Source organism: Bradyrhizobium sp. WCU1 (assembly GCF_053474805.1).
In genome coordinates this window covers 5,234,922-5,258,096 of record NZ_CM130280.1, presented here as the reverse complement: position 1 = coordinate 5,258,096, position 23,175 = coordinate 5,234,922, and the positions used below count along the sequence as shown (strand labels likewise).

At 65.6% G+C, this 23,175-nt stretch carries 23 protein-coding genes; 11 read left to right on the top strand and 12 right to left on the bottom strand.

What is annotated here, in order from left to right; all coding sequences use genetic code 11:
• Window positions 1-81: 81 nt before the first annotated feature.
• From kdpB to ACTUWL_RS24310, 3 genes are all read right to left on the bottom strand, one after another.
• A complete protein-coding gene (gene kdpB / locus ACTUWL_RS24320; RefSeq protein ID WP_021080908.1) occupies window positions 82-2,187 on the bottom strand; it encodes a potassium-transporting ATPase subunit KdpB in 2,106 nt (701 codons plus the stop codon).
• Between the two features lie 24 nt (window positions 2,188-2,211).
• A complete protein-coding gene (gene kdpA, locus ACTUWL_RS24315; RefSeq protein WP_021080909.1) occupies window positions 2,212-3,915 on the bottom strand; it encodes a potassium-transporting ATPase subunit KdpA in 1,704 nt (567 codons plus the stop codon).
• Between the two features lie 119 nt (window positions 3,916-4,034).
• Window positions 4,035-4,124, bottom strand: coding sequence for a K(+)-transporting ATPase subunit F (locus tag ACTUWL_RS24310; RefSeq protein ID WP_016846764.1), 90 nt, complete (start codon window positions 4,122-4,124; stop codon window positions 4,035-4,037).
• Between the two features lie 668 nt (window positions 4,125-4,792).
• Between ACTUWL_RS24310 and ACTUWL_RS24305 the strand changes: the two genes are divergently transcribed.
• From ACTUWL_RS24305 to ACTUWL_RS24275, 7 genes are all read left to right on the top strand, one after another.
• Complete coding sequence (locus tag ACTUWL_RS24305) at window positions 4,793-5,242, top strand: hypothetical protein (RefSeq protein ID WP_199196623.1); 450 nt, start codon at window positions 4,793-4,795, stop codon at window positions 5,240-5,242.
• Between the two features lie 161 nt (window positions 5,243-5,403).
• A complete protein-coding gene (locus ACTUWL_RS24300; RefSeq protein ID WP_021080910.1) occupies window positions 5,404-5,868 on the top strand; it encodes a hypothetical protein in 465 nt (154 codons plus the stop codon).
• A gap of 13 nt (window positions 5,869-5,881) precedes the next feature.
• Window positions 5,882-6,157 carry a hypothetical protein gene (locus ACTUWL_RS24295; protein ID WP_106940517.1) on the top strand — a complete coding sequence of 92 codons (276 nt, stop codon included), beginning with the start codon at window positions 5,882-5,884 and terminating at the stop codon, window positions 6,155-6,157.
• A gap of 115 nt (window positions 6,158-6,272) precedes the next feature.
• The gene (locus tag ACTUWL_RS24290; RefSeq protein WP_021080912.1) at window positions 6,273-6,527 is read left to right on the top strand and encodes a hypothetical protein; all 255 of its coding nucleotides are present in this window, start codon (window positions 6,273-6,275) and stop codon (window positions 6,525-6,527) included.
• A gap of 8 nt (window positions 6,528-6,535) precedes the next feature.
• Window positions 6,536-7,477, top strand: a complete 942-nt coding sequence (gene dapA, locus ACTUWL_RS24285) for a 4-hydroxy-tetrahydrodipicolinate synthase (protein WP_021080913.1) — start codon at window positions 6,536-6,538, stop codon at window positions 7,475-7,477.
• 120 nt (window positions 7,478-7,597) lie between these two features.
• Window positions 7,598-8,977 (top strand): NfeD family protein, encoded by a 1,380-nt coding sequence (locus ACTUWL_RS24280; protein ID WP_021080914.1) that lies wholly within the window; start codon window positions 7,598-7,600, stop codon window positions 8,975-8,977.
• On the top strand, window positions 8,974-9,735 hold the full coding sequence (locus ACTUWL_RS24275; RefSeq protein ID WP_021080915.1) for a slipin family protein: 762 nt from the start codon (window positions 8,974-8,976) through the stop codon (window positions 9,733-9,735). The genes ACTUWL_RS24280 and ACTUWL_RS24275 overlap by 4 nt, the downstream gene beginning before the upstream one ends.
• Here the strand turns inward: ACTUWL_RS24275 and ACTUWL_RS24270 are convergent.
• Together ACTUWL_RS24270 and ACTUWL_RS24265 are read right to left on the bottom strand one after the other, a co-directional pair.
• Window positions 9,705-9,896 carry a hypothetical protein gene (locus ACTUWL_RS24270; protein ID WP_021080916.1) on the bottom strand — a complete coding sequence of 64 codons (192 nt, stop codon included), beginning with the start codon at window positions 9,894-9,896 and terminating at the stop codon, window positions 9,705-9,707. The two genes, ACTUWL_RS24275 and ACTUWL_RS24270, sit on opposite strands and share 31 nt — an antisense overlap.
• A gap of 1 nt (window position 9,897) precedes the next feature.
• A complete protein-coding gene (locus tag ACTUWL_RS24265; protein ID WP_021080917.1) occupies window positions 9,898-10,173 on the bottom strand; it encodes a hypothetical protein in 276 nt (91 codons plus the stop codon).
• A gap of 262 nt (window positions 10,174-10,435) precedes the next feature.
• Between ACTUWL_RS24265 and ACTUWL_RS24260 the strand changes: the two genes are divergently transcribed.
• Together ACTUWL_RS24260 and lon are read left to right on the top strand one after the other, a co-directional pair.
• The gene (locus ACTUWL_RS24260; protein ID WP_021080918.1) at window positions 10,436-10,843 is read left to right on the top strand and encodes an Hsp20/alpha crystallin family protein; all 408 of its coding nucleotides are present in this window, start codon (window positions 10,436-10,438) and stop codon (window positions 10,841-10,843) included.
• Window positions 10,844-10,854: 11 nt separating this feature from the next.
• On the top strand, window positions 10,855-13,230 hold the full coding sequence (gene lon, locus ACTUWL_RS24255) for an endopeptidase La (protein WP_021080919.1): 2,376 nt from the start codon (window positions 10,855-10,857) through the stop codon (window positions 13,228-13,230).
• A gap of 258 nt (window positions 13,231-13,488) precedes the next feature.
• On the opposite strand, the gene ACTUWL_RS24250 is transcribed toward lon, so the two are convergent.
• The 5 genes from ACTUWL_RS24250 to mobB form a co-directional block, all read right to left on the bottom strand.
• Window positions 13,489-14,571: an ISAs1 family transposase gene (locus ACTUWL_RS24250; protein ID WP_203368937.1), complete on the bottom strand. Its 1,083-nt coding sequence runs from the start codon at window positions 14,569-14,571 to the stop codon at window positions 13,489-13,491.
• 174 nt (window positions 14,572-14,745) lie between these two features.
• Window positions 14,746-15,021, bottom strand: coding sequence for a hypothetical protein (locus ACTUWL_RS24245; RefSeq protein WP_021079066.1), 276 nt, complete (start codon window positions 15,019-15,021; stop codon window positions 14,746-14,748).
• 104 nt (window positions 15,022-15,125) lie between these two features.
• Window positions 15,126-16,778 (bottom strand): OFA family MFS transporter, encoded by a 1,653-nt coding sequence (locus tag ACTUWL_RS24240; RefSeq protein WP_021079065.1) that lies wholly within the window; start codon window positions 16,776-16,778, stop codon window positions 15,126-15,128.
• A 320-nt stretch (window positions 16,779-17,098) separates the two neighbouring features.
• Window positions 17,099-17,368, bottom strand: coding sequence for a sulfurtransferase TusA family protein (locus tag ACTUWL_RS24235; RefSeq protein ID WP_021079064.1), 270 nt, complete (start codon window positions 17,366-17,368; stop codon window positions 17,099-17,101).
• A 58-nt stretch (window positions 17,369-17,426) separates the two neighbouring features.
• Window positions 17,427-17,954, bottom strand: coding sequence for a molybdopterin-guanine dinucleotide biosynthesis protein B (gene mobB, locus ACTUWL_RS24230; protein WP_021079063.1), 528 nt, complete (start codon window positions 17,952-17,954; stop codon window positions 17,427-17,429).
• 200 nt (window positions 17,955-18,154) lie between these two features.
• Here mobB and ACTUWL_RS24225 point away from each other — a divergent pair, with 200 nt between their 5' ends.
• The gene (locus ACTUWL_RS24225; RefSeq protein ID WP_021079062.1) at window positions 18,155-18,466 is read left to right on the top strand and encodes a hypothetical protein; all 312 of its coding nucleotides are present in this window, start codon (window positions 18,155-18,157) and stop codon (window positions 18,464-18,466) included.
• Between the two features lie 199 nt (window positions 18,467-18,665).
• Here the strand turns inward: ACTUWL_RS24225 and ACTUWL_RS24220 are convergent, their stop codons facing one another.
• Together ACTUWL_RS24220 and ACTUWL_RS24215 are read right to left on the bottom strand one after the other, a co-directional pair.
• A complete protein-coding gene (locus tag ACTUWL_RS24220; RefSeq protein WP_021079061.1) occupies window positions 18,666-20,627 on the bottom strand; it encodes a molybdopterin biosynthesis protein in 1,962 nt (653 codons plus the stop codon).
• 9 nt (window positions 20,628-20,636) lie between these two features.
• The gene (locus tag ACTUWL_RS24215) at window positions 20,637-21,746 is read right to left on the bottom strand and encodes a molybdopterin-binding protein (protein WP_021079060.1); all 1,110 of its coding nucleotides are present in this window, start codon (window positions 21,744-21,746) and stop codon (window positions 20,637-20,639) included.
• A 183-nt stretch (window positions 21,747-21,929) separates the two neighbouring features.
• Between ACTUWL_RS24215 and ACTUWL_RS24210 the strand changes: the two genes are divergently transcribed.
• Complete coding sequence (locus ACTUWL_RS24210; RefSeq protein WP_021079059.1) at window positions 21,930-23,141, top strand: ABC transporter substrate-binding protein; 1,212 nt, start codon at window positions 21,930-21,932, stop codon at window positions 23,139-23,141.
• Window positions 23,142-23,175 lie beyond the last annotated feature (34 nt).

Below are 23,175 nucleotides of genomic sequence, written 5' to 3'. Positions count from 1 at the left end.
GAAGCGAAGCAATCCATTGTTCGGCATAACGGATAGATGGATTGCTTCGTCGCCTCGCTCCTCGCCATGACGGCTACACTGTTAAGCCAGGCCCAGGGCGGCGACGACGAGGTCGATCGCCTTGATGCCGATGAACGGAATGATGATGCCACCCAGGCCATAGATCATCAGGTTGCGGCGGAGCAACGCGCCGGCGCCGACCGCGCGATACTTGACGCCCTTCAGCGCCAGCGGGATCAGCGCGATGATGATCAGCGCGTTGAAGATGATCGCCGACAGGATCGCGCTCTGCGGGCTGGCCAGGTGCATGACGTTGAGCACCTGGAGCTGCGGGTAGAACGCGAGGAACATCGCCGGAATGATGGCAAAATACTTCGCGACGTCGTTGGCGATCGAGAACGTGGTCAGCGCACCGCGGGTCATCAGGAGCTGCTTGCCGATCTCGACCACCTCGATCAGCTTGGTCGGGTTGGAGTCGAGATCGACCATGTTGCCGGCCTCGCGGGCCGCCTGGGTGCCGGTGTTCATGGCGACGCCGACGTCGGCCTGCGCCAGTGCCGGCGCATCGTTGGTGCCGTCGCCGCACATCGCGACCAGCTTGCCCTTGGACTGCTCGTCGCGGATCAGCTTGAGCTTGTCCTCAGGGGTTGCCTGCGCCAGGAAATCGTCGACGCCCGCCTCGGCCGCGATCGCGGCCGCGGTCATCGGGTTGTCGCCGGTGATCATCACGGTGCGGATACCCATGCGGCGCAGTTCGGCGAAGCGCTCGCGGATACCGCCCTTCACGATGTCCTTCAGGTGCACGACGCCGAGCAGCTTGCCGTCCTTGGCCACCGCCAGCGGCGTCCCGCCGGCCTTGGCGATCTCGTCGGCGATCGCCTGGATCTCGCGGGCTTCGGCACTTGTCGTTGCCGCCACCGAGCGGATGGTATTGCCCGAGGCGACGGTGCGGGGCTCGCCGCCGTCGACATAGGCGAGGATGGCGTCCACCGCGCCCTTGCGGACCGACGACGTACCGGCGTCGATACCGCTCATGCGGGTCTGCGCGGTGAACGGCACGAAGGTCGCGGCCAGCTCATGCATGTCGCGGCCGCGGATGCCGTACTTCTCCTTGGCCAGCACCACGATCGAACGACCTTCCGGTGTCTCGTCGGCGAGCGAGGCGAGCTGCGCCGCGTCGGCAAGATCCTGCTCGGAGACGCCGCGGATCGGACGGAATGCGGTGGCCTGGCGATTGCCGAGCGTGATGGTGCCGGTCTTGTCCAGCAGCAGCGTATCGACGTCACCGGCGGCTTCCACCGCGCGACCGGACATCGCCAGCACGTTGAAGCGCACCAGGCGGTCCATGCCGGCGATGCCGATCGCCGACAGCAGCGCGCCGATCGTGGTCGGGATCAGGGTGACGAACAGCGCCACCAGCACCACGACCGAGATCGAGCCGCCGGCATAGGCCGCATAGCTCGGAATCGTCACCGTCGCGAACACGAAGATGATGGTGAGGCCGGCCAGAAGGATGTTGAGCGCGATCTCGTTCGGCGTCTTCTGCCGCTCGGCGCCTTCCACCAGCTTGATCATGCGATCGATGAAGGTCGAGCCCTGCGCCGCGGTGATGCGGACGCGGATCCAGTCCGACAGCACCTGGGTGCCGCCCGTGACCGCCGAACGGTCGCCGCCGGATTCCCGGATCACGGGCGCGGATTCGCCTGTGATCGCAGCCTCGTTGACCGAGGCGACGCCTTCGATCACCTCGCCGTCGGACGGGATGTTGTCGCCGGCCTCGACCAGCACGATGTCGCCGACCTTCAGCGAGGTGCCCGGCACCAGCCGGAAGGTCCGGTCCGTTCCGGTCAGCAGCTTGGCCTGGCTCTCGGTGCGGGTCTTGCGCAGCGATTCCGCCTGCGCCTTGCCGCGGCCCTCGGCGACGGCCTCGGCGAAGTTGGCGAACAGCACCGTGAACCAGAGCCAGAGGATGATCTGGAAGGTGAAGCCAAGGCTGGCCCCACCGGTGAGCAGATCGCGGACGAAGATCACAGTGGTCAGCGCGGCGACGATCTCGACCACGAACATGACCGGGTTCTTGGCCATCAGCCGGGGATCGAGCTTGACGAAGGCCGAGGTGATCGCAGGCATCAGGATCTTAGGGTCGAGCATGGTCGACGCCTGCTTCTGCAATTTTGCGGTTTCCATGGATGTGACTCCGGTCAAATTCGATCAGAACAAGGTGTTGGCGTTCATGGCGAGGTGCTCGACGATCGGTCCGAGTGCCAGCGCCGGGAAGAAGGTCAGGCCGCCGATGATCAGGATGACGCCGACGACGAGCCCGACGAACAGCCCGCCCGTGGTCGGGAACGTCCCGGCAGACGGCGGATGCGACTTCTTTTCAGCGAGCGATCCTGCGATCGCCATCGCCGGCACGATCATGAAGAAACGGCCGACGAACATCGCGCAGGCGAGCGTCAGGTTGTAGAAGAAGGTGTTGCCGGTGAGGCCCGCGAAGGCCGAGCCATTGTTGCCAGTCGCCGAAGTATAGGCATAGAGCACCTCAGTGAAGCCGTGCGGACCGGCATTCGCCATCGAGGCCACCGCCGACGGCAGCACCACACCGACCGCGGTCCAGCCGAGATACATCAGCGGCAACACCAGGATCGCGAGCATCGCCATCTTGACTTCGCGCGCCTCGATCTTCTTGCCGACATACTCCGGCGTGCGACCGACCATCAGGCCGGCGACGAAGATCGAGATGATCACGAAGATGAGCATGCCATAGAGCCCGGCACCGACACCGCCGATGATGATCTCGCCGAGCTGCATATTGATCAGCGGGATCATGCCGCCGAGCGCGGTGAAGCTGTCATGCATGGCGTTGACCGCGCCGCAGGACGCGGCGGTGGTGACGACCGCGAACAGCGACGACGCGACGATGCCGAAGCGGACCTCCTTGCCCTCCATGTTGCCGCCGGTCAGGCCGTATGCCTGCAGGAGCGAGGTGCCGTTGGCTTCCGCCCAATAGGTGACGGCGACGCCGGCGACGAACAGCACGCCCATCACGGCGAAGATCGCCCAGCCCTGGCGTTCGTTGCCGACCATGCGGCCGAACACGTTGGTCAGCGCCGCGCCGAGCGCGAAGATCGAAATCATCTGCACGAGGTTCGACAGCGCGGTCGGATTCTCGAACGGATGCGCGGCGTTGGCATTGAAGAAGCCGCCGCCATTGGTGCCGAGCATCTTGATCGCGACCTGCGAGGCGACCGGTCCGAGCGCGATGGTCTGCTTGCCGCCCTCAAGCGTGGTGGCATCGACATAGGCCCCGAGCGTCTGCGGCATGCCCTGCCAGACCAGGAACAGCGTGTAAACGATGCAGATCGGCAGCAGCACGTAAAGCGTACAGCGCGTGACGTCGACCCAGAAATTGCCGACCGTGCGCATCGACGAACGGGTGAAGCCGCGGATCAGCGCCATCGCGAGCGCGATGCCGGTCGCCGCCGACAGGAAGTTCTGGTGAGTGAGGCCCAGCATCTGGACCAGATAGGACAGCGTGCTCTCGCCGCCGTAGTTCTGCCAGTTGGTGTTGGTGATGAAGGAGATCGCCGTGTTGAAGGAGAGATCCTCGGCAACCGCGGTCTGTCCGGCCGGGTTGAACGGCAGAAATGCCTGCAACCGCATCAGCCCGTAGATGAGCGCGAAGCCGCCGACATGGAACAGCAGCATGGCGACCGTGTAGGTCAGCCAATGCTGCTCGCGCCGCTCGTCGACGCCGCCGACCCAGTAGATTCCCCGCTCGACCGGGCGCAGCACGGGCGAGAGGAAGGTGGCCTCGCCATTGAACACGCGGGTCATGTACCAGCCGAGCGGCTTGACCAGCGCGGCAACGATCGCGCAGAACAGAATAATTTGAATCCAGCCGATGACGGTCATTGCGTCAAACCTTTCGAATGGGTGCGAAGCTCAGCAGCGACGCGAACACGCCGAGCAACAGCCCGGTCAGCGCCGCGTCGGCTAACAGAATCTTGCAAAGTGCGAACATTGCCGGCCGTCTAGAAGCGTTCGGGCCGCAGCAATGCGTAGGTGAGGTAGAACAACAGGCCGAGCGAGACGAGGCCGGCGAGCGAGTAATCGAAGATCATCGCAGCCTCCCCTTACAGCCGTTCGCAGGCGTAGGCGTAGCCGATGCCGGCCGCGAAGAAGCCGATCGCGAGCGCCGCCATGAGGATGTCCATCATCGAATGCTCCTATTGCGCCGGATTATCCACGGATAATCGTCGCCGAATTCCGAAAAGCGAGGTTGAGACAGATCAACCGCAGATCTTGCTTCTGCGCTTACCTGCTACGCGAATGTCACGTGCCATCCAGCGCATAGGTTTTCGAGATGAGGCGAATAGGGACGTTATATGAATCTTATAAAGGGCGAGGATTTGGACCCAACGCGCAGCGCAGGTTAGGGAGTGCAAGGCACACTCCAACCGTGCATGATCCGCTTGAGCCGCTGTGGCGCCCTGAGTCGAGGCCCGGCGCGGGGATGCCTCGCATTCTTATGGAGTTCTTATATCGTCGTTGGCCGACCTGTCTCGCGGGCGGCTGACCAGCGAGCCAATTCGACATAAGGGGCCCGCGCACCGGCTCGGCGCCTCAGGTTCAGCCGCACGCGGGGTTCAAGGTCGACGGCCCGGTCGATGGACATTATCTTGACCTTGCGGCTCGTTGTCTCGTCTCCGTTCAATGCAATTGGGCAGCTCTGTTGCCATTGTCAGCCCGACCACCGACACGACCAACCGTTTCAGAGTGGGTGACGCAAGTGGACCGACAAGCCTCCGCCGAGTGGCGCGCGCAGTTGCTGCATACCTGGCAGCTGGCGGTACTGCGCTTTGCGATCACGCTGGACGATGCAGATCGATTGCACCTCCTGGCTATCGCCGATGAGATCGATCGCGGCGGCCAATTCGATCGACAGAGCAGCTTTAGCTTCTTTCGCAGTTGCAGCACCGAACTCTGCGCAGCCATTCTGCGGCAGAACGATTCTGCAGACGCCATCTTGCGGCATTTTGCTGCACGAATTGAGGACGCTCGGCTGCGGCGCGCGTTCGCGGCCGCAGTAGGAATTCGGTCCGATCCGGGCGGCAGCAAGTCCAGGCAGCCGGACTGGCTGTGGCGAGGGCTCACGTCGCGCGACGTTTGCGCGGTCCAGCCCGGAACGGTCAGAGAATCAGCAATCCGGACGCGGCCTCCGCGCCGCGAGCGAGGATGAGTGCTGACTGTCCAACTGCCCCTTATGGAATCCCTATATCTCCGCCCCTCGCCTCATCTCGTTTTCAAACAGCCATCCGGCCATTTTGGGCGTGCGGCCAATGCCTTGAACCAGTGCTTTGAACCCAATGCCTTGGACCGCGCGCAAGACGAGATGACGCCATGTCCGTGCTACCCCAAAACGCCCCCACCGACCTCGGCGACCGGCTGCGCGACGCCTATGCGGTGTCCGCCGAATTCATGGCCGACATCATCGGCCAGACCTGCCGGCGCTTTCCCTCGGTTGGACAGAGCGGCAAGACCTCGCGCGTCGAGCGCCTGATCCAGTCCGGCGCCTGGACCGACGCCGCGATCGCGCTGCTCGACCTCGAACTGCCGCAATGGCAGATTCGCCGCCTGGTCTATGACGAGGGCGAGTGGCACTGCGCCTTGTCGCGCGAACGCGAGCTGCCCGACTGGCTCGACCAGTCAATCGAGACCCATCATGCCGATCTCGCGCTCGCAATCCTCAGCGCCTTCGTCGAGGCGCAGCGGATTTCCTGGCCCGATAGCCGGCCCAGCGTGCCCACAGCCCGCGGCGGCACGCGTTCCTGCTACGCGCCGCTGCTCGTCGACAATTTCTGCTGATGACGGCGCAACCGTGAACACCAAACAACTGCCTCAACAGCTGCAGTCGGTCCAGGTCATGGTCCGGTTCGGCTTCCGGCTTGCCATCATGATCGGCTTTGCCGTGTTCGCCGGCGCGGGCATCGGCCGGGGCCTCGTCGCGCTGCTGTGGATGTCGGCGCTGATCTGCGCGCTCGCCGGGCTGTTCAAGCGCGAGATGCCGTTCGCCGCGAACCTCAACCACTGGGACGAGATGACCGCCTATGTCGCGCTATGCGCACTCGGCACCGGTATCGTCCAGCACCTCTGAACCCATCCTTCAAATCCTATGCCGCTCCTATGAAGTCGGCCATCCGCCGCGCTCGATTTCATATCCGACACAACAGACATTGATCGCGTGACTTCGAACTGAAGGACTGACCAACGTGAAAGTCGTCGAACCTCCCTCGTGTAGTGCAGCGTCCACCATCGTCTTCATCGGCCGCAACCACCGCGGCCAGTGGGTCGCCCAGCAACAGAACGGCCTCTATGGCGGCCTGTTCATCAACCGCGCCCAGGCCGTCAAATATGCGCTGTTCGAGAACGGCCAGCATCCCGAAATGATCATCGAGCTGTCGCGTGAGTTCGAGCTCGATATGCGCGGCAAGACCGCTGATATCCCCGCGAGCCGCGTGGCGTGAGCCGCCCCATGATCTTCACACCAGCATCGAGATGGGCACCGAACGCCGATTCGGCCGAATGGCTGTCGGGCTTCATCCCCGATCTTCCGACCCCCTTCGACCTCCACGACGAGATCGACGCCGATACATTCGGTCGGCTGTGCGAGCGCCAGATCGCGGCCGGCGCGACCGCGCTTGTGGTCGGCGAGACCGCGGGCGAAAGCTCGACGCTGGAGCCCGCGGAGCGCGCGCAGCTGGTTAGCATCGCCGCCCGTGTCGCGCGCAAGCGGGTCCGGATCATCGCCGGCGCCGGGTCGAACGCGACGGACCGCGCCGTCACGTTCACGCGAGCCGCGCAGGCGGCTGGCGCCGACGCCATCATGTCGGTCGTGCCCTATTACAACAAGCCGATGCCGCACGGCATGGCGGCGCACTTCCGCGCCGTGGCCGCGGCCACGACACTGCCCATCATCCTGCACGACGTTCCGTCACGGACGGTCAAAGGTCTCACCGACGAGACGCTGCTCGAACTCGCCGCATCGCCGCGGTTTGCGGGATTGCGCGACGGCAGCGCCGACATTGCCCGCCTGGCACGGCTGCGCTCACGCCTGCCCGCGCGATTCCGGATGCTGACCGGCGACGACATTTCATCGCTCGCCTGGCTCGCGGCCGGTGGCGACGGCTGCATCTCGACCGTGGCCAACGTCGCGCCCGATCTGTATGGCGCCGCCTACCGGCATTTCCGCGCCGGCCGGCTGTATCAGGCGCGCGAGCTGCATCAGCGGCTGGTGCCGCTCGCAACCCTGCTGGAGCGCGAGCATCCTGCCGCCCTGAAATTCGCGCTGGCGCTGCTCGGGTTCATGCAACCGGCGACGCGGCTGCCGATCGTGCAACTGGGGGCAGCCGACAAGGCCGAGGTCGCCCAGGCGATGGCTGCGCTTGCCGACGAGTATCTTGCAGCTGCGCAGTGACCCGCTGACGCAACGCAAGTCATCGCAATGCACAATGGCACGTGCAACGTCGCCCGTGACACCGCGACATATTGAGGTTCCGGAACCGCGCCCCATATCCACGGCAAGGGAGTGCTTGCCGTGCAGACCTTCAAGGCGGCTCTCGTTATGGCGATCGCACTGGTTGTCTGGATCGGTCCCGGCGCGGCCGCGGACGGCAACCGTGTTGCCCTGACCATTTCCATCGATGGCGCGATCGGGCCGGCATCGGCCAACTACGTCAAGGACGGCTTGGCGAAGGCAGCGGAGCGTCACGCCGAGGTCGTGATCCTGCGCCTGAACACGCCGGGCGGTCTCAGCACCAGCATGCGCGAGATCATCACCGACGTACTGGCCTCGCCTATTCCCGTCATCGGCTATGTTGCGCCCTCCGGCGCCCATGCCGCGAGCGCCGGGACCTATATCCTCTATGCAACCCATCTCGCGGCCATGGCGCCCGGCACCAATATCGGCGCCGCGACGCCGGTGCAGATCGGCGGCCCGTTGCCGGGTCTGCCGGGCAGCAACCCGGATAAGGGTGGCAAGGACAAGGACAATTCGGCCGAGCCGAAAGATGCCATGACGGCGAAGGTGACGAATGACGCCGTCGCGTTCATCCGCAGCCTCGCCGAACTGCGCGGCCGCAACGCCGACTGGGCCGAGAAGGCGGTCCGCGATGCCGCCACCCTCTCCACCAACGCTGCGTTGCAGGCCCATGTCACCGAATTCACCGCGCATGATCCGGCCGACCTGCTCAGGCAGGTCGATGGCCGGACGGTGGAGCTCGCCGACGGCAAGACGCATACCCTGGCGACCAAGGAAGCCGTGATCGAGGCCATCGATCCCGGCTGGATTTCGCGCGCGCTCGCGGTCATCACCGACCCCAACATCGCCTTCGTCCTGCTGATGGTCGGCATCTACGGGCTGATCTTCGAGTTCATGTCGCCCGGTGCCGTGGCGCCCGGGGTGGTCGGGACGATCTGCCTGCTGGTCGGCCTCTACGCGCTCAACATGCTGCCGATCAACTACGCCGGCTTCGGCCTGATGTTGGTCGGGATCGCGCTGCTCGCGATCGAGGCCTTCAACCCGACCGTCGTGATCGGCCTCGGCGGCATCGTCGCCTTCGTGCTGGGAGCCGCCATGCTGTTCAGGATCGAGGCGCCCGGATATGCCCTGTCATGGCCGCTGATCGGTATCGTCGCCGCGATGTTCACCGGGCTCATCCTCGTCGTGCTCGGGGCGCTGCGCCGCGCGCGCCACGGCCCGGTCCGGACCGGCGCGCAGGCCATGCGCGGGCTATCGGCCGAGGTTCTCGACTGGTCCGAGACATCAGGTCACGTCTTCACCAATGGTGAGCGCTGGCAAGCGCGCGGCACCGAGACATTCAAGGCGGGAGAGACGGTCGAGGTCGCCAGCATCATCGATTTGACGCTGGTGGTACGGCGTGCGCCGGCCGCCGCCGGCGAAGGAGGTTCAGCATGATGCTTGATTATTTCACCTATGGGGCGGTCGCGCTGCTTGTGATCATCTTCCTGACCCAGGCGGTGCGCGTGCTGCGCGAATACGAACGCGGCGTCATCGTCACGCTCGGCCGCTTCACCGGGGTGAAGGGCCCGGGGCTGATCATCCTGATTCCGGTGGTGCAGCAGCTCGTGAAGGTCGATCTCAGGGTGATGGTGCAGGTGGTGCCGCCGCAGGACGTGATTTCCCGCGACAACGTCTCGGTCAAGGTCAATGCCGTGCTCTACTTCCGCATCGTCGATCCCGAGCGTGCCATCATCAAGGTCAGCGATTACATGTCCGCAACCAGCCAGCTGGCGCAGACCACGCTGCGCTCAGTGCTCGGCAAGCACGAGCTCGACGAGATGCTCGCCGAACGCGACAAGTTGAACGCCGACATCCAGGAGACCCTCGACAAGCAGACCGACGTCTGGGGCATCAAGGTCACCGCAGTCGAGATCAAGGACATCGACATCAACGAGACCATGGTGCGGGCGATCGCCAAGCAGGCCGAGGCGGAACGGCTGCGGCGCGCCAAGGTGATCAATGCGATGGGCGAGCAGCAGGCGGCCGAGAAGCTGGTCGAGGCCGGCCGGATCCTTGCCCAGGAGCCGCAGGCGATGCAGCTCCGCTATTTCGCCGCGCTCCACGACATTGCCGGCGAGCGCTCCTCAACCGTGGTGTTCCCGCTGCCGATGAACCTGCTCGATCACCTGACGCGGCGCAGCGAGGCCACCTGACCCGGCAGATGCTTGGCCCGCCAGGCCGGCCCCGGGCCACGCATGTAATGCGCCTCGGGCCGATAGATGCTGATCGGCTCCTCGCCGATCCAGGCCAGAAACTTGAACAGCGCTTGCGCGGCGCTGCGCAGCGGGGCAGCGATGAATGATGCGGTGCGCATTTCAGTAGTCCCACTTCTCGCCGAGCACGGCCGGCGTCCGCGGATAGCGCTCGGCATCGCCGCCGGGCATACCGACATCGAGATGGGCTCGCGCCCACCCCTCGTGGCCACGATGCAGCAACAGCTCGTTGCGCAACCGATGGATCTTGGCGGCGGCGATCGCGCGATGAACCGTCCTGAAGGCCGCGCCGATCCGGCGCATGACCCGTCGCAGGGTCACCGGCATGGCGCCGGCCGAATTCTGCGGCCGGACGTCGTGTAAATGGAGCAAGGTCATGTCCCACCTTCCTGTTGGCGGCGCGTGCGAGCGCACCGCGTCAAGCTCAAAGATGCTGGGAAGGCCGTAGGAATTCGAGAGGACCCGTCGTTGCGCCGCATAGGCACGGCATAAACGGCCAGATGTCGCCGACGCAGTGCAGCCGTGCCGCAAATCACGAGATTTCGGACAATTTTACCCTCGAACGGCCGTGCGCAGGGCCGGTTTACGGTCGGCGGCAAGACCGGTAACGTTGCCCGCCAATGCGACGTGGAGAGTGCCGATGCGGCCCAAGGACCAGACCAACTGGATGCTGTCGGATGCGATCGAGGCGCTCGCCCGCGCCGAACGGTTGCACCAGAGCTTCCTCAATTTGCACCCCCGCGCGGGCGGCAGCGAGCCGAGCTGGGAACCGCCGATGGACGTGATCGAGACCGAGCAGGAGATCCTGATCCTGGTCGCGCTGCCGGGGGTCGATCCCGACCAGGTCGAGGCCGCGCTCGACGGCGGCACGCTGGTGATCTCCGGCCGCCGCACCTTGCCCCCTGAACTCCGTAACGCCCGCATCCTGCGCCTCGAGCTGCCGCAAGGCCGCTTCGAGCGCCGCATCACGCTGCCGACCGGCCGCTACACCATCAGCCGCTTTGCCGCGCATGGCTGCGTCGGCCTGCGGCTCGGAAAATCGAGCTAGAGGATTTCGCCATGGCTGCATCCGACGTTTCAAGCCCGGCGAGCTCCGCGCCGATCCCGAGCGACGCGCTGATCATCGTGCCCGTCCGCAACACCGTGCTGTTTCCCGACGTCATCTTCCCGATCACGATCGCGCGTGCGACCTCGATTGCCGCCGCCCAGCAGGCGGTGCGCGAGCAGCGGCCGATCGGCATCCTGCTGCAGCGCGATCCCGAGACCAACGATCCCGGCCCGGACGGGCTCTACCGCGTCGGCACCGTCGCCAACATCGTGCGCTACATCACCGGCGCCGACGACAGCCATCATCTGGTCTGCCAGGGCGTGCAGCGCATGCGCGTGCTCGACTATCTGCCCGGCACGCCGTTCCTCGCGGCGCGCGTGCTGCAGATCCCCGAGCCCACCACGACCTCGCCCGAGATCGAGGCGCGCTTCCTCAATCTGCAGCGCCAGGCGCTGGAGGCCGCGCAATTGCTGCCGCAAACGCCGCCCGAATTGATCGCCGCGCTGCAGGGCACGACCTCGCCGGCAACCCTCGCCGACCTTGCGACCTCCTACATGGACATCAAGCCGGCGGAGAAGCAGGACATCCTCGAGACCATCGACCTCGTGGCGCGGATGGACAAGGTCTCGCGCCACCTCGCCGAGCGGATCGAGGTGCTGAGGCTGAGTCAGGAGATCGGGCAGAAGACCAAGGCGGTGTTCGACGAGCGGCAGCGCGAGGCGATCCTGCGCGAGCAGATGGCGACGATCCAGCGCCAGCTCGGCGAGGGCGACGGCAAGGCCGCCGAGGTCGCCGAGCTGACCAAGGCGATCGCGGACGCCAAGATGCCGCCGGAAGCCGAGAGCCAGGCGCAGAAGGAATTGCGCCGCTACGAGCGGATGCCGGAGGCGGCAGCCGAATCCGGCATGGTGCGCAGCTATCTCGACTGGCTGATCGACCTGCCCTGGAGCATTCCGGAGGAGAAGCCGATCGACATCGCCGAGGCGCGCAAGATCCTCGACCAGGACCATTATGGCCTCGAGAAGATCAAGAGCCGCATCATCGAATATCTCGCGGTGCGCAAGCTCGCCCCCGGCGGCAAGGCGCCGATCCTCTGCTTTCTCGGACCGCCCGGCGTCGGCAAGACCTCACTCGGCCAATCGATCGCGCGAGCGATGTCGCGGCCGTTCGTTCGTGTCAGCCTTGGTGGCGTGCATGACGAGGCCGAGATCCGCGGCCATCGCCGCACCTATATCGGCGCGCTGCCCGGCAACATCATCCAGGCGATCAAGAAGGCCGGCGCGCGCAATTGCGTGATGATGCTGGACGAGATCGACAAGATGGGCCGCGGCATCCAGGGCGATCCGTCGGCCGCGATGCTGGAGGTGCTCGACCCCGAGCAGAACGGCACCTTCCGCGACAACTATCTCGGCGTGCCGTTCGACCTGTCGCGCGTCGTCTTCATCGCCACCGCCAACATGCTCGACGGCGTCCCCGGGCCGCTGCTCGACCGCATGGAGCTGATCAGCCTCGCCGGCTACACCGAGGACGAGAAGCTCGAAATCGCCAAGCGCTATCTGGTGCGCCGTCAGCTCGAGGCCAACGGCATCAAGGCCGAACAGGTCGAGATCGATCCGGACGCGCTGCGGCTGATCATCAAGAGCTACACCCGCGAGGCCGGCGTCCGTAATCTCGAGCGCGAGATCGGCAAGGTGCTGCGCAACGTCGCGGTGCAGATCGCCGAAGGCAGCACCAGCCACGTCACGATCGCGCCGAAGGACATCGTGTCGCTGCTCGGACAGCCCAGGTTCGAGAACGAGATCGCGCAGCGCACCAGCATCCCGGGCGTCGCCACCGGTCTCGCCTGGACCCCGGTCGGCGGCGACATCCTGTTCATCGAGGCCTCGCGCATGCCGGGCCGCGGCGCGCTGATGATCACCGGCCAGCTCGGCGACGTGATGCGCGAGAGCGTGCAGGCCGCGATGACGCTGGTGAAAAGTCGCGCCGCCCAACTCGGTATCGACCCTGCGGTGTTCGAGAAGAACGACATCCACGTCCACGTTCCCGCCGGCGCGACGCCGAAGGACGGCCCGAGCGCAGGTGTCGCGATGTTCACCGCCCTCACCTCGCTGCTGACCGACCGCACCGTGCGCGGCGACACCGCGATGACCGGCGAGATTTCGCTCCGAGGCCTGGTGCTGCCGGTCGGCGGCATCAAGGAGAAGGTGGTTGCCGCGGCGGCCGCGGGCCTCACCCGCGTCATGCTCCCTGCCCGCAACAAGCGCGATTACGACGATATCCCCGCCGGCGCCCGGGCCAAGCTGGAATTCATCTGGCTCGAACGCGTCGACGACGCGATCGCCGCAGCGCTCGAGCCGGCCAAGGCGACGCCTGCCGCTGCGGAGTGATGGTTGCTGCACGAGGCTCCAACCGACATCTCGCCCGGGGCCACCCCTCTCCCCAACCCTCCCCCGCAAGGGGGGAGGGAGCCTGGCAAGCGTGCTCACCTCACGTTATGGCGCAAGCAGCGCAGACCATGTCTCGACCGCCGCATGATCCGTCACGCACACGTGGCGCTATGAGTACCGACTTCGTTTTGGAAGTTGCCGTGGCGCGCTTGTAAGGGAGCCAGAGGCGGAAGGGTTCCCTCCCCCTTGCGGGTAGGGCTATCGCATATGGGCCAGGACGGTGAGAAGGAAGTCGTTGCTCCATCTTGCCTGGAGCATTTTGTGGCTGGTCCGCGCTGGACCTGGCGTGGCTTGCAGGGCGTTGATGGCGAGCTTGCGGATGACGGCAAGGTTCTCCGGGGCGTGGTCCTTGCGGCTGCGGCAAGCGTCCTCGTCGAACAGAACGTCGAGAACCCAGTGCAGGTTGTTCTCGATGCTCCAGTGGGCGCGGACGACGTCGAGCAGCTTCTTGGCCGACAGCCGCCGCGAAGCCAGAAAGTATCGGGCCGTCCGCTTGGCAGGCTTGCCGGCCGTTGCGCGCCAGCTGTCGATGCGGCCGACCGCGACGATAGCGGGGAAGCCATGTTGCTTCGCCAATTGCGGTGCCGGCACGATGATGGCTTGCCGGCGCTCGATGCGATCGTGGGCGGCGGTTCTTCGCTGGCTTGCTCGCGCAGGCCGTCGGGCGGTGTCGAGCAACGCCTTGGCGGCCTTGAAGAGCCGGCCGCGATTGCTCTTGATGGCTAGAACGTAGTGGCCCTTCCGGTCGCGGATGGCCTGCGCGACATCGGGCCGGCAATGCAAGGCGTCGGCAGTGACAAGAGCGCCGTCCAGATCGAGCGAGGCGAGGACTTCGAGAACGCCGGCAACCTCGTTGCGATTGGGGGCCTTCCTTTGAGCCAGCGCCATGCGTGTGCCTGCCGCCCAGACATTGACCATATGCAGCGGTGTGGATTGCCGCCCACGCATGAAGGCGCCGCGCAACGCCTTGCCGTCGATGCTGACCACGCCCTTGATGCCGAAGCCCTTGCTGAGCTTGCGCAAAATCGCTTCCAACCCCTTCGGGTCCAGAGCACGGAAGACGTTGCTGAACGTATCGTGGCTGGGGATGCCGGATCTGAGCTCCAGGAACCGCTGCAACAGCTCCTCTCGGCCTTTGCCGAAGAACTCGAACTCGGTGCAGGTCTTGGCGCCGGCCAGTGTCGCCGCCAAGGCGATGACGATGATCTCCACCAGATCGTGCCGCACGTTGCTGGCGCGGGGGTCCTTGAGTGGTCGAAGCAGGCGCTTGAGTTGGCGCATTCTGGTCTCCCTCGGGAAGCGAGAGACACCCAAAGAATCCAGTTCCAACCGCTTGGCAACACCCCTCCATCGCCATATGCGATTCCCCTACCCTTGCGGGGGAGGGTTAGGGAGAGGGGTGCCGCACGGCGTGCTCTCTCAGCTCGATCCTCGACGCATTCAGAGCGGTGGGGGTCAGCTCTTGCCCATGCAGTCTTCGATGTAAAACCAGCGATCGTCGCCGGTCAGGCCCTTCGCCTTCACCTCGGCGCGGCAGGCCTTCAGCTTGGGCTTGTTGGCGCGCCACTGCGCCTTCATCGCCTTCAGTTTGTCCATCGTCAGCTTCATCTTCGACGGCTTGGCCGTCGTGGCGGCCGGTGCCGGCGCGGCGGGCGCCGTGGTCTGGGCCGACGCGACATGGAGTCCCACGGCGAGCAGCGCGGCGGCAAGGCAAATCCTGGTGCAAAACATCGAAATCCCCCATCCCAAGTCTGTTCGTTGAATGTTTGTTCGTTGAATAGAGCGAACGCCGCGGGTGCCGGAGAACCGGCAACCCGCGGCGCTGATGGTCGCAGTCAGAGGATTTTGACCGCGCTGAGCAACGTCATGTAGATGCCCCAGGCCAAGGGAATGCCGACGAACAGCCAGAACAGCGCCGCCCGGCCGTCGAGACCGCCCTTGCCGATGCCGAACGAGCCGGTCGCACCATTGCCGCCGGTCGCAGTCGCCGCCTGCAGCTTGGCCACCTCGGCGTCGCTCATGTGCCACTTCGGATCGACCGGCTTGATCATGTAGTTGCAGATGAAGCCGGCGATCAGCATGGCGCACAGGATGTACATCGTGGTGTTGTAGAGCTGGTCGCGCGGCACGCCCGCGGCCAGCTGGAACTCACGCAGATAGTTCACCACCACCGGACCGATGATGCCCGCGGTCGACCATGCCGTCAGCAGGCGGCCATGAATCGCGCCGACGAACTGGGTGCCGAACATGTCGGCAAGATAGGCCGGCACGGTGGCAAAGCCGCCGCCATACATCGACAGGATGATGCCGAAGCCGAGCACGAACAGAAGCTTCGAGCCCATCGCGGCAAAGGTCGGCGCCAGCGCGTAGAGCACGATGCCGAGCACGAAGAACGTGTAGTAAGTGTTCTTGCGGCCGATCTTGTCCGACAGCGAAGCCCAGAAGAAACGGCCACCGATGTTGAACAGCGACAGCAGGCCGGCGAAACCCGCGGCAATCGCCGCGATCTGCGCCTTCTGCGACGCATCGAGCGCATTGAAGCCGACGTCGGGCAGCCCGATCAGCTTGCCGGCGAAGATCTCCTGCAGCATCGGTGAGGCCATCCCGATCACGCCGATGCCCGCCGACACGTTCAGGCACAGCACCCCCCAGATCAGCCAGAACTGCGGCGTCTTGTGCGCGTTGTCGAGATGCACGTTCTTGGTCGAGATCATCGCGTTGGCCTTGGTCGGCGGCGTCCAGCCCTCGGGCTGCCATCCGCTCGGCGGCAGGCGATAGCGGAATGCGCCGATCATCATGAACACGAAATAGATCGCGCCCATGCTGAGGAAGGTTTCCCAGACACCGACCGAGGTCGGGGTCTTGAAATAATTCATCAACTTGTCCGCGAGCGGCGCGCCGATCATCGCGCCACCGCCAAAGCCCATGATAGCCATGCCGGTCGCCATGCCGCGGCGGTCGGGGAACCATTTCACCAGCGTCGACACCGGCGAGATGTAGCCGAGGCCGAGACCGACCCCGCCGATCACGCCGGAGCCGAGCCACATCAGCCAAAGCTGGTGCGTGTAGACGCCGAGCGCGCCGATCACGAGACCGCCAGCCCAGCACAACGCCGCGACGAAGCCCGCCTTGCGCGGACCGGCCTTCTCGAGCCAGCCGCCCCAGATCGCGGCGGAGACGCCGAGCAGCACGAAGAACAGGGTGTACATCCAGCCGAGGCTCGCGACCTTCCAGTCGCAGGTCGTCGTGAACAATTCCTGCATCAGCGACATGTCAGGGCACGCTTTCGGCGCGGTCAGGCCGATCGCGCGCGACAGCGGCAGCCAGAACACCGAGAAGCCGTACGCCATACCGATGCAGAGATGGATGCACAGCGCGGCCGGCGGCACCAGCCAGCGATTGAAGCCTGCGGTCGCGATCGTGTGTTCCTTGTCGAGGAAACCTGCGCCTGCCGCGGACACGCGTCCGGCGCTGCTCACTGCGGTCATTGATACCTCCCCTGCAGCCGCCGTTACGTCAGGCGCATCTGCGTCTTCGATCCCGTCTCAGCACTTGCGGCCACCGTCAGGCAGCCGCGCCGCACATTTCCTCGATGCGCCGGGACCAACCACGCGCATTCCGAAAATGCTAACCCCCAACCCGATCGGATATGCCAAGCCGTGCAGCCTGATCTGGACGCAGGCCGGCCGTTGTCCGCCGGCGTCCCGCATCCGGGCACACCGCCATCTCCGCAACCATCCGGAGATTATCAATTCGCGCAGAATGGAAAATAGGAGTCGATAGGCAAATGGTAGATATCAAGCTGCATCTAGCGCGTACGCGGCGCTGCAGCATTTGAAATATCTATCGTACCATTCAGCTTCTCGATCAGGAAAACGATCCGGACTTCGCTGCGTTCGGTGATCTCGACCTTGTCGCCGGTCGCCTGGATCAGCGCCGGGATGTCGATCACCGAAAGCGGATCGGTGCAGTGCACTTCAAGGAAATTTCCTGCCGCCACGCCCCTGAGGGCCTTGCGCGTCTTCAGCGCGGGCAGCGGGCATTTCAGGCCGGTGAGATCGAGTTTCGTCGTTGTCATGGCCCGACCATGGCGAAGCCGCCACGCATCGTCAACGGCGGCACCTTTCCCACCCTGCTCAGCTTTCCGCCGAGGCCGAAGCGAGCACATCGTCGACCGGAATCGCGGAGCGCAGCATCAATTCGGCGACGTCCTCGATGTCGTCGAGATGCACGACCGGCAGCCTGGTCTCGATCGCGACATCGCTGGCGATCCCGACCACGTGCGGGTCGTCCGGAAACAGCAACGGCTTGCCGTTGGCGGCCCGATACACCTCGATCTTGCTGACCGGCTCGCGCTTGAAGCCTTCGACCACGACCAGGTCGACCTGCGCCATCTTGGCGAGCAGTTCCGGCAGCCGCGGCTCGCTCGCGCCGCGCAGCTCATGCATCAGCGCCCAGCGCCGCGTCGAGGACACCAGCACCTCGGTCGCGCCGGCCTGCCGGTGCACCCAGGAGTCCTTGCCGGGCACGTCGACATCGAATTCGTGATGGGCGTGCTTGATCACGGAGACGCGCAAGGTCCGGCCCAGCAAATAGGGGACCACCCGCGACAGCAGGGTGGTCTTGCCGGCGCCGCTCCATCCCGCGAGGCCAATCACTTTCATCCGCGCCTCCGAAGCCAACTAGCGTCCAACGCTGCTTATATCAGCCTTGGCGCAATGTCATGCCAGCCGACCGGCGCGATTTGCCGTCGCCGGATTGATCCGCCTCGCAGGGCCGTGGCGGTCCAACGGATATACCTCGAAGTTTCCAATGTGCGGGGTGGCCGGAACGCGATAAATTGCATCATCGGAGGACCAAAAATATGCCTCGCTCGCCTTCGATCGTGCCGCATCAAGTCGACCACGACACCTATCTGGTGCTGAACGATTTCGGCCGGCTCGGCCGTGCCTGGTGCGAGACCGACGAGGAAGGCGCCGACCGGAAAACGCTGATCCGGCGTCTGCTCGATGACCAGTACAGCCATCCGGTCCGCATCGTGGCGTTCAATACCAGCGAAGGATGGTCCCGCGACGTCACGACCGACATTGCCGACGAGCTTCGCCGTCGTTTCGTCGAATACGAAGAGGTCCCGCGCTCCGTGCTGGAGTTCGTGGAGGCCGCCATGCGGCACTGAGCCGGACCCCAAGCGGCCAGGTTGATCTACGTTAAGTCCCTTGAATCAAGAACCATCCTCATCGTCGTCCTGGCGAAAGCCAGGACCCATTACCCCAAATGAGAATTGCTGCGCGGTGCTGGGGCCGCGATCCCCTTCACAATCCAATGCGGTGGTTATGGGTCCTGGCTTTCGCCAGGACGACAGCGGTGTAGGGGAGCTACGCCGGCCTGAACCCTGCCCTCACCAACGCCGCGCGGCCCTCCTCCGACGCCAGCGCGTCGAGAAAGGCCTGCACCGCGGGGCGTTGCTTGCGCGCCGTCACCAGTGCGAAGTCATAATGCTCCTCGGCCAGCGGAATGAAACCGAGGCCGGACGCGTGGGCGACAGGCGCGATCGTCATGCCCCAGTCGGCGCGATGCTGCGCCACCGCGGCGGCGACCGCATTGTGCGAGCGCGGCTGATTCCAGTACCCGTCGGGCCGGCTGCCCGCCAGCAGGCGATCGATCAGGATGCGGGTGCCGGCGCCCTGGTTGCGGTTGACCATGATGCAGGCGGGATCGGCGAGCGCGGCGCGCACCGCCTGCTCTGCGCTCAGGCCGGCAAAGCGGGTGTCGTCCTTGCGGAACACGATGCCCTGCATGCGCCGCCAACCCGGCACCAGCTCGAGGCCGTCGGCCAGATACGGCGTGTTGTAGGTCTCGGTCTTGTCGTCGAACAGATGGATCGGGGCGAGATCGCATTCGCCGCGCTTGGCCGCCGCGAGACCGCCCAGACTGCCGACCGCGATCGATCGCACCACAAGCCCGGCATGCGCCAGCGGCGCGGTGACGAGATCGAGCCCGGTGCAATGGCTGCCGACGATGACGAGATCCGGCACCCGCACATGCGGCGTGAACAGCGTCACCTCGGCCTCGCTGCCGCCCGGCAACTGGTCGGCCAGCGCCTCGATCTTCAGGAAACCATCGGCCTGCGCGAACGAGGTGATCGCGCCAGAGCCCTTGCCGCTCGGATAGGCGATCAGGCCATCGGCACCTTCAACCAGCGACACCATCACAAACTCGGTGCGCCCGAGCTCGGAAGCGATACGCACCGGCACCTTCACCGCCACCTTGGCGTCGGAACGCGGCGGCAGGCCGGCCATCCGCCGCAGCACCGGCACGATCATGTCGTGAAAGGTGAACATGGCCGAGGTCGGAAAGCCCGGCAGGATGACCACCGGCTTGCCGTCGCAGACCGCAAGGCACAGCGGTTTGCCGGGCTTCAGCGCCACGCCATGCGCGATGATCCCGGGCTTGCCGAGCCCTCCGATGATCCGGTGCGAGACGTCGCCTGCGCCCTTGGAGGTGCCGCCCGACAGCACCAGCATGTCGCTGTCCGCCAGCGCCTTGCGCATCGCGGCTTCCAGCATCGCCGCATTGTCCGCGATCGCGCCGAGGAACGACGCATCACCGCCGTTCTCGGCAATCGCCGCCGTGACGATCGCGCCATTGGTGTCGTAGATCGCGGCCGGCCGCAGTCCGTCGCCCGGCTGGACCAGCTCGTCGCCGGTGGAGAGGATCGCGACCCGCGGACGGCGCGTCACCAGAACCTCGGCGATGCCGCAGGCCGCGAGCATGCCGATCTCGCGCGAGCCGACGATCGTCCCGGAGCGCAGCAGCGCCTCGCCGCGCGCGATGTCGGAACCTGCATAGGACACGAACTGCCCGGGCGACGCCGCGCGCCGCACCTCGATGGCGCCGTCGCCGCCGGCCTCGCCGACGGGTTGGGTGTGCTCGATCATCACGATGGCGTCGGCGCCGCGCGGCACCGGACCGCCGGTCGCGATCGCGGTCGCAGTGCCGGGGAGCACCGGCCGGGTCGGGGCGATGCCGCACGAAATGGTCTCGTCGGTCAGCGCCAGTCGCACCGGCGTGCCCTCGCTGGCGCGCGCAAGATCGGCCGAGCGCACGGCGAAGCCATCGACATTGGAGCGATCGAACGGCGGCACGTCGATTGGCGCCACCACGTCCTCCGCCAGCGCACGGCCGAGCGCGTCGGCGAGCCGTCGCGTCTCGGACGGCAATTGGCGCGGGAACAGCGCCGCCTCGAACCGCGCAAGGGCCTCCTCGCGCGACCGGATGGTCAGGAACTGGTCCTGTTCGATGGACGGCTTGGGGCTCGGCGTGAAAATACTGGTCATCCCGGGAACTCACTCCCGCAAGATATAGGCATCGACGGCCGTGCCTGCAGCGAAGCCCTCCGCCGCGCCGGGCACGATCAGCAGAGCTTCGGCGCGCGCGATGGGATCGAGCGACAGGTCACCGGTCGCCAGCACGTCCCAGCAGCCTTGACCACGCGCCAGCAGCACGACCTCTGCAACACCGACGCCGGAAGCGATCTTGCGTTCCAGCGGCAGTGTCAGCGATTTGCGCGGGCGCCGGCCCGACAGGCGATCAAGCACCGGAAGCGCAATCGCCCACCAGGCCGCGAAAGCCTGATCCGGCGCGCCGGGCAAGGCGACGATCGGAATCGTGTCGATCCGGCCAACCGCAGCAGTGCGCCCGGGTTGCAGTGCAATGCCGTGCGCAATCAGGGCGCCATTTTTCACCAGCGCATTGACGACCGCGTCCGTGTGACCAACACCGGTGCCCCCGATCGTGACGATGAGATCGCAGCCATCGGGATCGAGCCGGCTCGCAACCGCCGCCACATCCGGCGTCACCGTCGTGCAGATGACCTCAGCGCCTGCAAGGCGCGCGGTATCGGCGATCAGTTGCGCGGTCAGCTCGCCGTTGCCGATATTGACGACGCGCAGCCGAGGACGTCTTACGCGCAACAGCTCAAGTCCGGCCGCCCGCGCGAGCAGCAAAGCACGCGGCAGCAGCGGCTCTCCCGCCGGCATCACCGCGCGCCCCGCAGCGATGTCGCTGCCGGCACGCCGGACACCCTGCCCCGGGATGGCCTCGGTGAGCACCTGCGGCAGTGGACCGGAGCTGTCCACCGCATCGTCGTCGACGACGCAATCGGTGCCATCGGGCATCGCAGCGCCGGCTGCGACCCAGACCGGGAGTTCGGCCTGTGCCAACGGCGCATAGGAGGACGCGCCGACCAGATCATTGGCGCGCATCGCCCAACCGTCGTTGATCGCGACATCGTGCGGCGGGTATTGGCGCGCGGCCGGCATCTCGGCCGCGATGCAGTGCAAAGCGTCCGCAGGCGACAACTCGATCGGCGCAACCAGCGCGACGTCGCGCAGCACGGCGGCCAGCGCCGTATCGAGCGGGGTGAGCGAGGTCGGGAGGCGCTGGGTGGTGACCATGGCCCGCTATGGACTGAATCGGCGGTGAAAGAAACCGGTTTGGGCCGGTCCGGGTCCCCGTCATTAGACCGATGGCGCGTTGACGCGGACCCCAAACTAGTTGCAAAAGAAACCAATATGACCGGGTTCCAGAGGCCCGGCACAACCATAATGGCCAATGTGCCAAATCGGGAGGGAGACAGAATGATCGCGACCAGACTAGCCATGTTCGGGACGCTCGCAGCCGCGCTGCTGGCTTCCTCGGCCGTATCGGCGCAGGTATCCGACGACATCGTCAAGATCGGCGTACTGACCGACATGAACGGCCCGGCTTCGACGCCGACCGGACAGGGCTCGGTCACCGCCGCACAGATGGCGGTGGACGATTTCGGCGGCACCGTGCTCGGCAAGCCTGTTACGGTGATCGTCGGCGATCACCAGCTCAAGCCCGATATCGGCGCGACCATCGCGCGGCGCTGGTACGACGTCGATCAGGTCGACCTCATCGTCGACGTGCCGGTGTCGGCGGTCGGGCTTGCGGTGCAGAACATCGCCAACGAGAAGAAGAAGCTGTTCATCACGCACTCGACCGGCGCGACCGACTTCCACGGCAAGTTCTGCTCGCCCTATGCGATGCAGTGGGTGTTCGACACCCGTGCGCTCGCGGTCGGCACCGCGCAGGAAGTCGTGAAGCGGGGCGGCGACAGCTGGTTCTTCATCACCGACGACTACGCGTTCGGCCATTCGCTGGAGAAGGATGCCTCCGCCGTCGTGACCAGGAACGGCGGCAAGGTGCTCGGCGCAGTGCGGCCGCCGTTCGCGACGCCTGACCTGTCGTCCTTCATCCTGCAGGCGCAGGCCTCCAAGGCCAAGATCATCGGCATCGCCGGCGGGCCGCCGAACAACACCAACGAGATCAAGACCGCCGCCGAGTTCGGTGTCTTCGCCGGCGGCCAGCAGATGGCCGCGCTGCTGGCGCTGATCACCGACATCCATTCGATCGGCCTGTCGGCCGCGCAGGGCCTGCTGCTGACCACGTCGTTCTACTGGGACATGGACGACAAGACCCGCGAATGGTCGAAGCGCTATTTCGCCAAGATGAACCGGATGCCGACGATGTGGCAGGCCGGCGTCTATTCCTCGGTGACCGCCTATCTGAACGCGATCAAGGAGACCGGCACCGACGATCCGCTCAAGGTCGCGGCCAAGATGCGCGAGAAGCCGGTGGAGGATTTCTTCGCCCGCAACGGCAGGCTGCGCGAGGACAATCTGATGGTGCACGACCTCTGGCTGGTTCAGGTCAAGACACCGGCGGAGTCGAAATATCCATGGGATTATTACAAGATCCTGGCCAAGATCTCGGGCGAGGACGCATTCGGGCCGCCGGATCCGGCCTGTGCGATGGCAAAGAAGTGAGATCAGCGAATGACGGATAGAGGGTAGCGAATAG

What these genes read in the sequence shown, in the direction of transcription:
- ACTUWL_RS24225 (WP_021079062.1), top strand. Translation starts at nt 18,155, where the DNA reads ATGCCTCGCTCGCCTTCGATCGTGCCGCATCAAGTCGACCACGACACC.
- mobB (WP_021079063.1), bottom strand. Translation starts at nt 17,954, where the DNA reads ATGAAAGTGATTGGCCTCGCGGGATGGAGCGGCGCCGGCAAGACCACC.
- kdpA (WP_021080909.1), bottom strand. Translation starts at nt 3,915, where the DNA reads ATGACCGTCATCGGCTGGATTCAAATTATTCTGTTCTGCGCGATCGTT.
- ACTUWL_RS24250 (WP_203368937.1), bottom strand. Translation starts at nt 14,571, where the DNA reads ATGCGCCAACTCAAGCGCCTGCTTCGACCACTCAAGGACCCCCGCGCC.
- ACTUWL_RS24310 (WP_016846764.1), bottom strand. Translation starts at nt 4,124, where the DNA reads ATGATCTTCGATTACTCGCTCGCCGGCCTCGTCTCGCTCGGCCTGTTG.
- ACTUWL_RS24275 (WP_021080915.1), top strand. Translation starts at nt 8,974, where the DNA reads ATGATGCTTGATTATTTCACCTATGGGGCGGTCGCGCTGCTTGTGATC.
- ACTUWL_RS24215 (WP_021079060.1), bottom strand. Translation starts at nt 21,746, where the DNA reads ATGGTCACCACCCAGCGCCTCCCGACCTCGCTCACCCCGCTCGATACG.
- ACTUWL_RS24245 (WP_021079066.1), bottom strand. Translation starts at nt 15,021, where the DNA reads ATGTTTTGCACCAGGATTTGCCTTGCCGCCGCGCTGCTCGCCGTGGGA.
- ACTUWL_RS24240 (WP_021079065.1), bottom strand. Translation starts at nt 16,778, where the DNA reads ATGACCGCAGTGAGCAGCGCCGGACGCGTGTCCGCGGCAGGCGCAGGT.
- ACTUWL_RS24300 (WP_021080910.1), top strand. Translation starts at nt 5,404, where the DNA reads ATGTCCGTGCTACCCCAAAACGCCCCCACCGACCTCGGCGACCGGCTG.
- lon (WP_021080919.1), top strand. Translation starts at nt 10,855, where the DNA reads ATGGCTGCATCCGACGTTTCAAGCCCGGCGAGCTCCGCGCCGATCCCG.
- dapA (WP_021080913.1), top strand. Translation starts at nt 6,536, where the DNA reads ATGATCTTCACACCAGCATCGAGATGGGCACCGAACGCCGATTCGGCC.
- ACTUWL_RS24235 (WP_021079064.1), bottom strand. Translation starts at nt 17,368, where the DNA reads ATGACAACGACGAAACTCGATCTCACCGGCCTGAAATGCCCGCTGCCC.
- ACTUWL_RS24260 (WP_021080918.1), top strand. Translation starts at nt 10,436, where the DNA reads ATGCGGCCCAAGGACCAGACCAACTGGATGCTGTCGGATGCGATCGAG.
- ACTUWL_RS24265 (WP_021080917.1), bottom strand. Translation starts at nt 10,173, where the DNA reads ATGACCTTGCTCCATTTACACGACGTCCGGCCGCAGAATTCGGCCGGC.
- ACTUWL_RS24210 (WP_021079059.1), top strand. Translation starts at nt 21,930, where the DNA reads ATGATCGCGACCAGACTAGCCATGTTCGGGACGCTCGCAGCCGCGCTG.
- ACTUWL_RS24270 (WP_021080916.1), bottom strand. Translation starts at nt 9,896, where the DNA reads ATGCGCACCGCATCATTCATCGCTGCCCCGCTGCGCAGCGCCGCGCAA.
- kdpB (WP_021080908.1), bottom strand. Translation starts at nt 2,187, where the DNA reads ATGGAAACCGCAAAATTGCAGAAGCAGGCGTCGACCATGCTCGACCCT.
- ACTUWL_RS24220 (WP_021079061.1), bottom strand. Translation starts at nt 20,627, where the DNA reads ATGACCAGTATTTTCACGCCGAGCCCCAAGCCGTCCATCGAACAGGAC.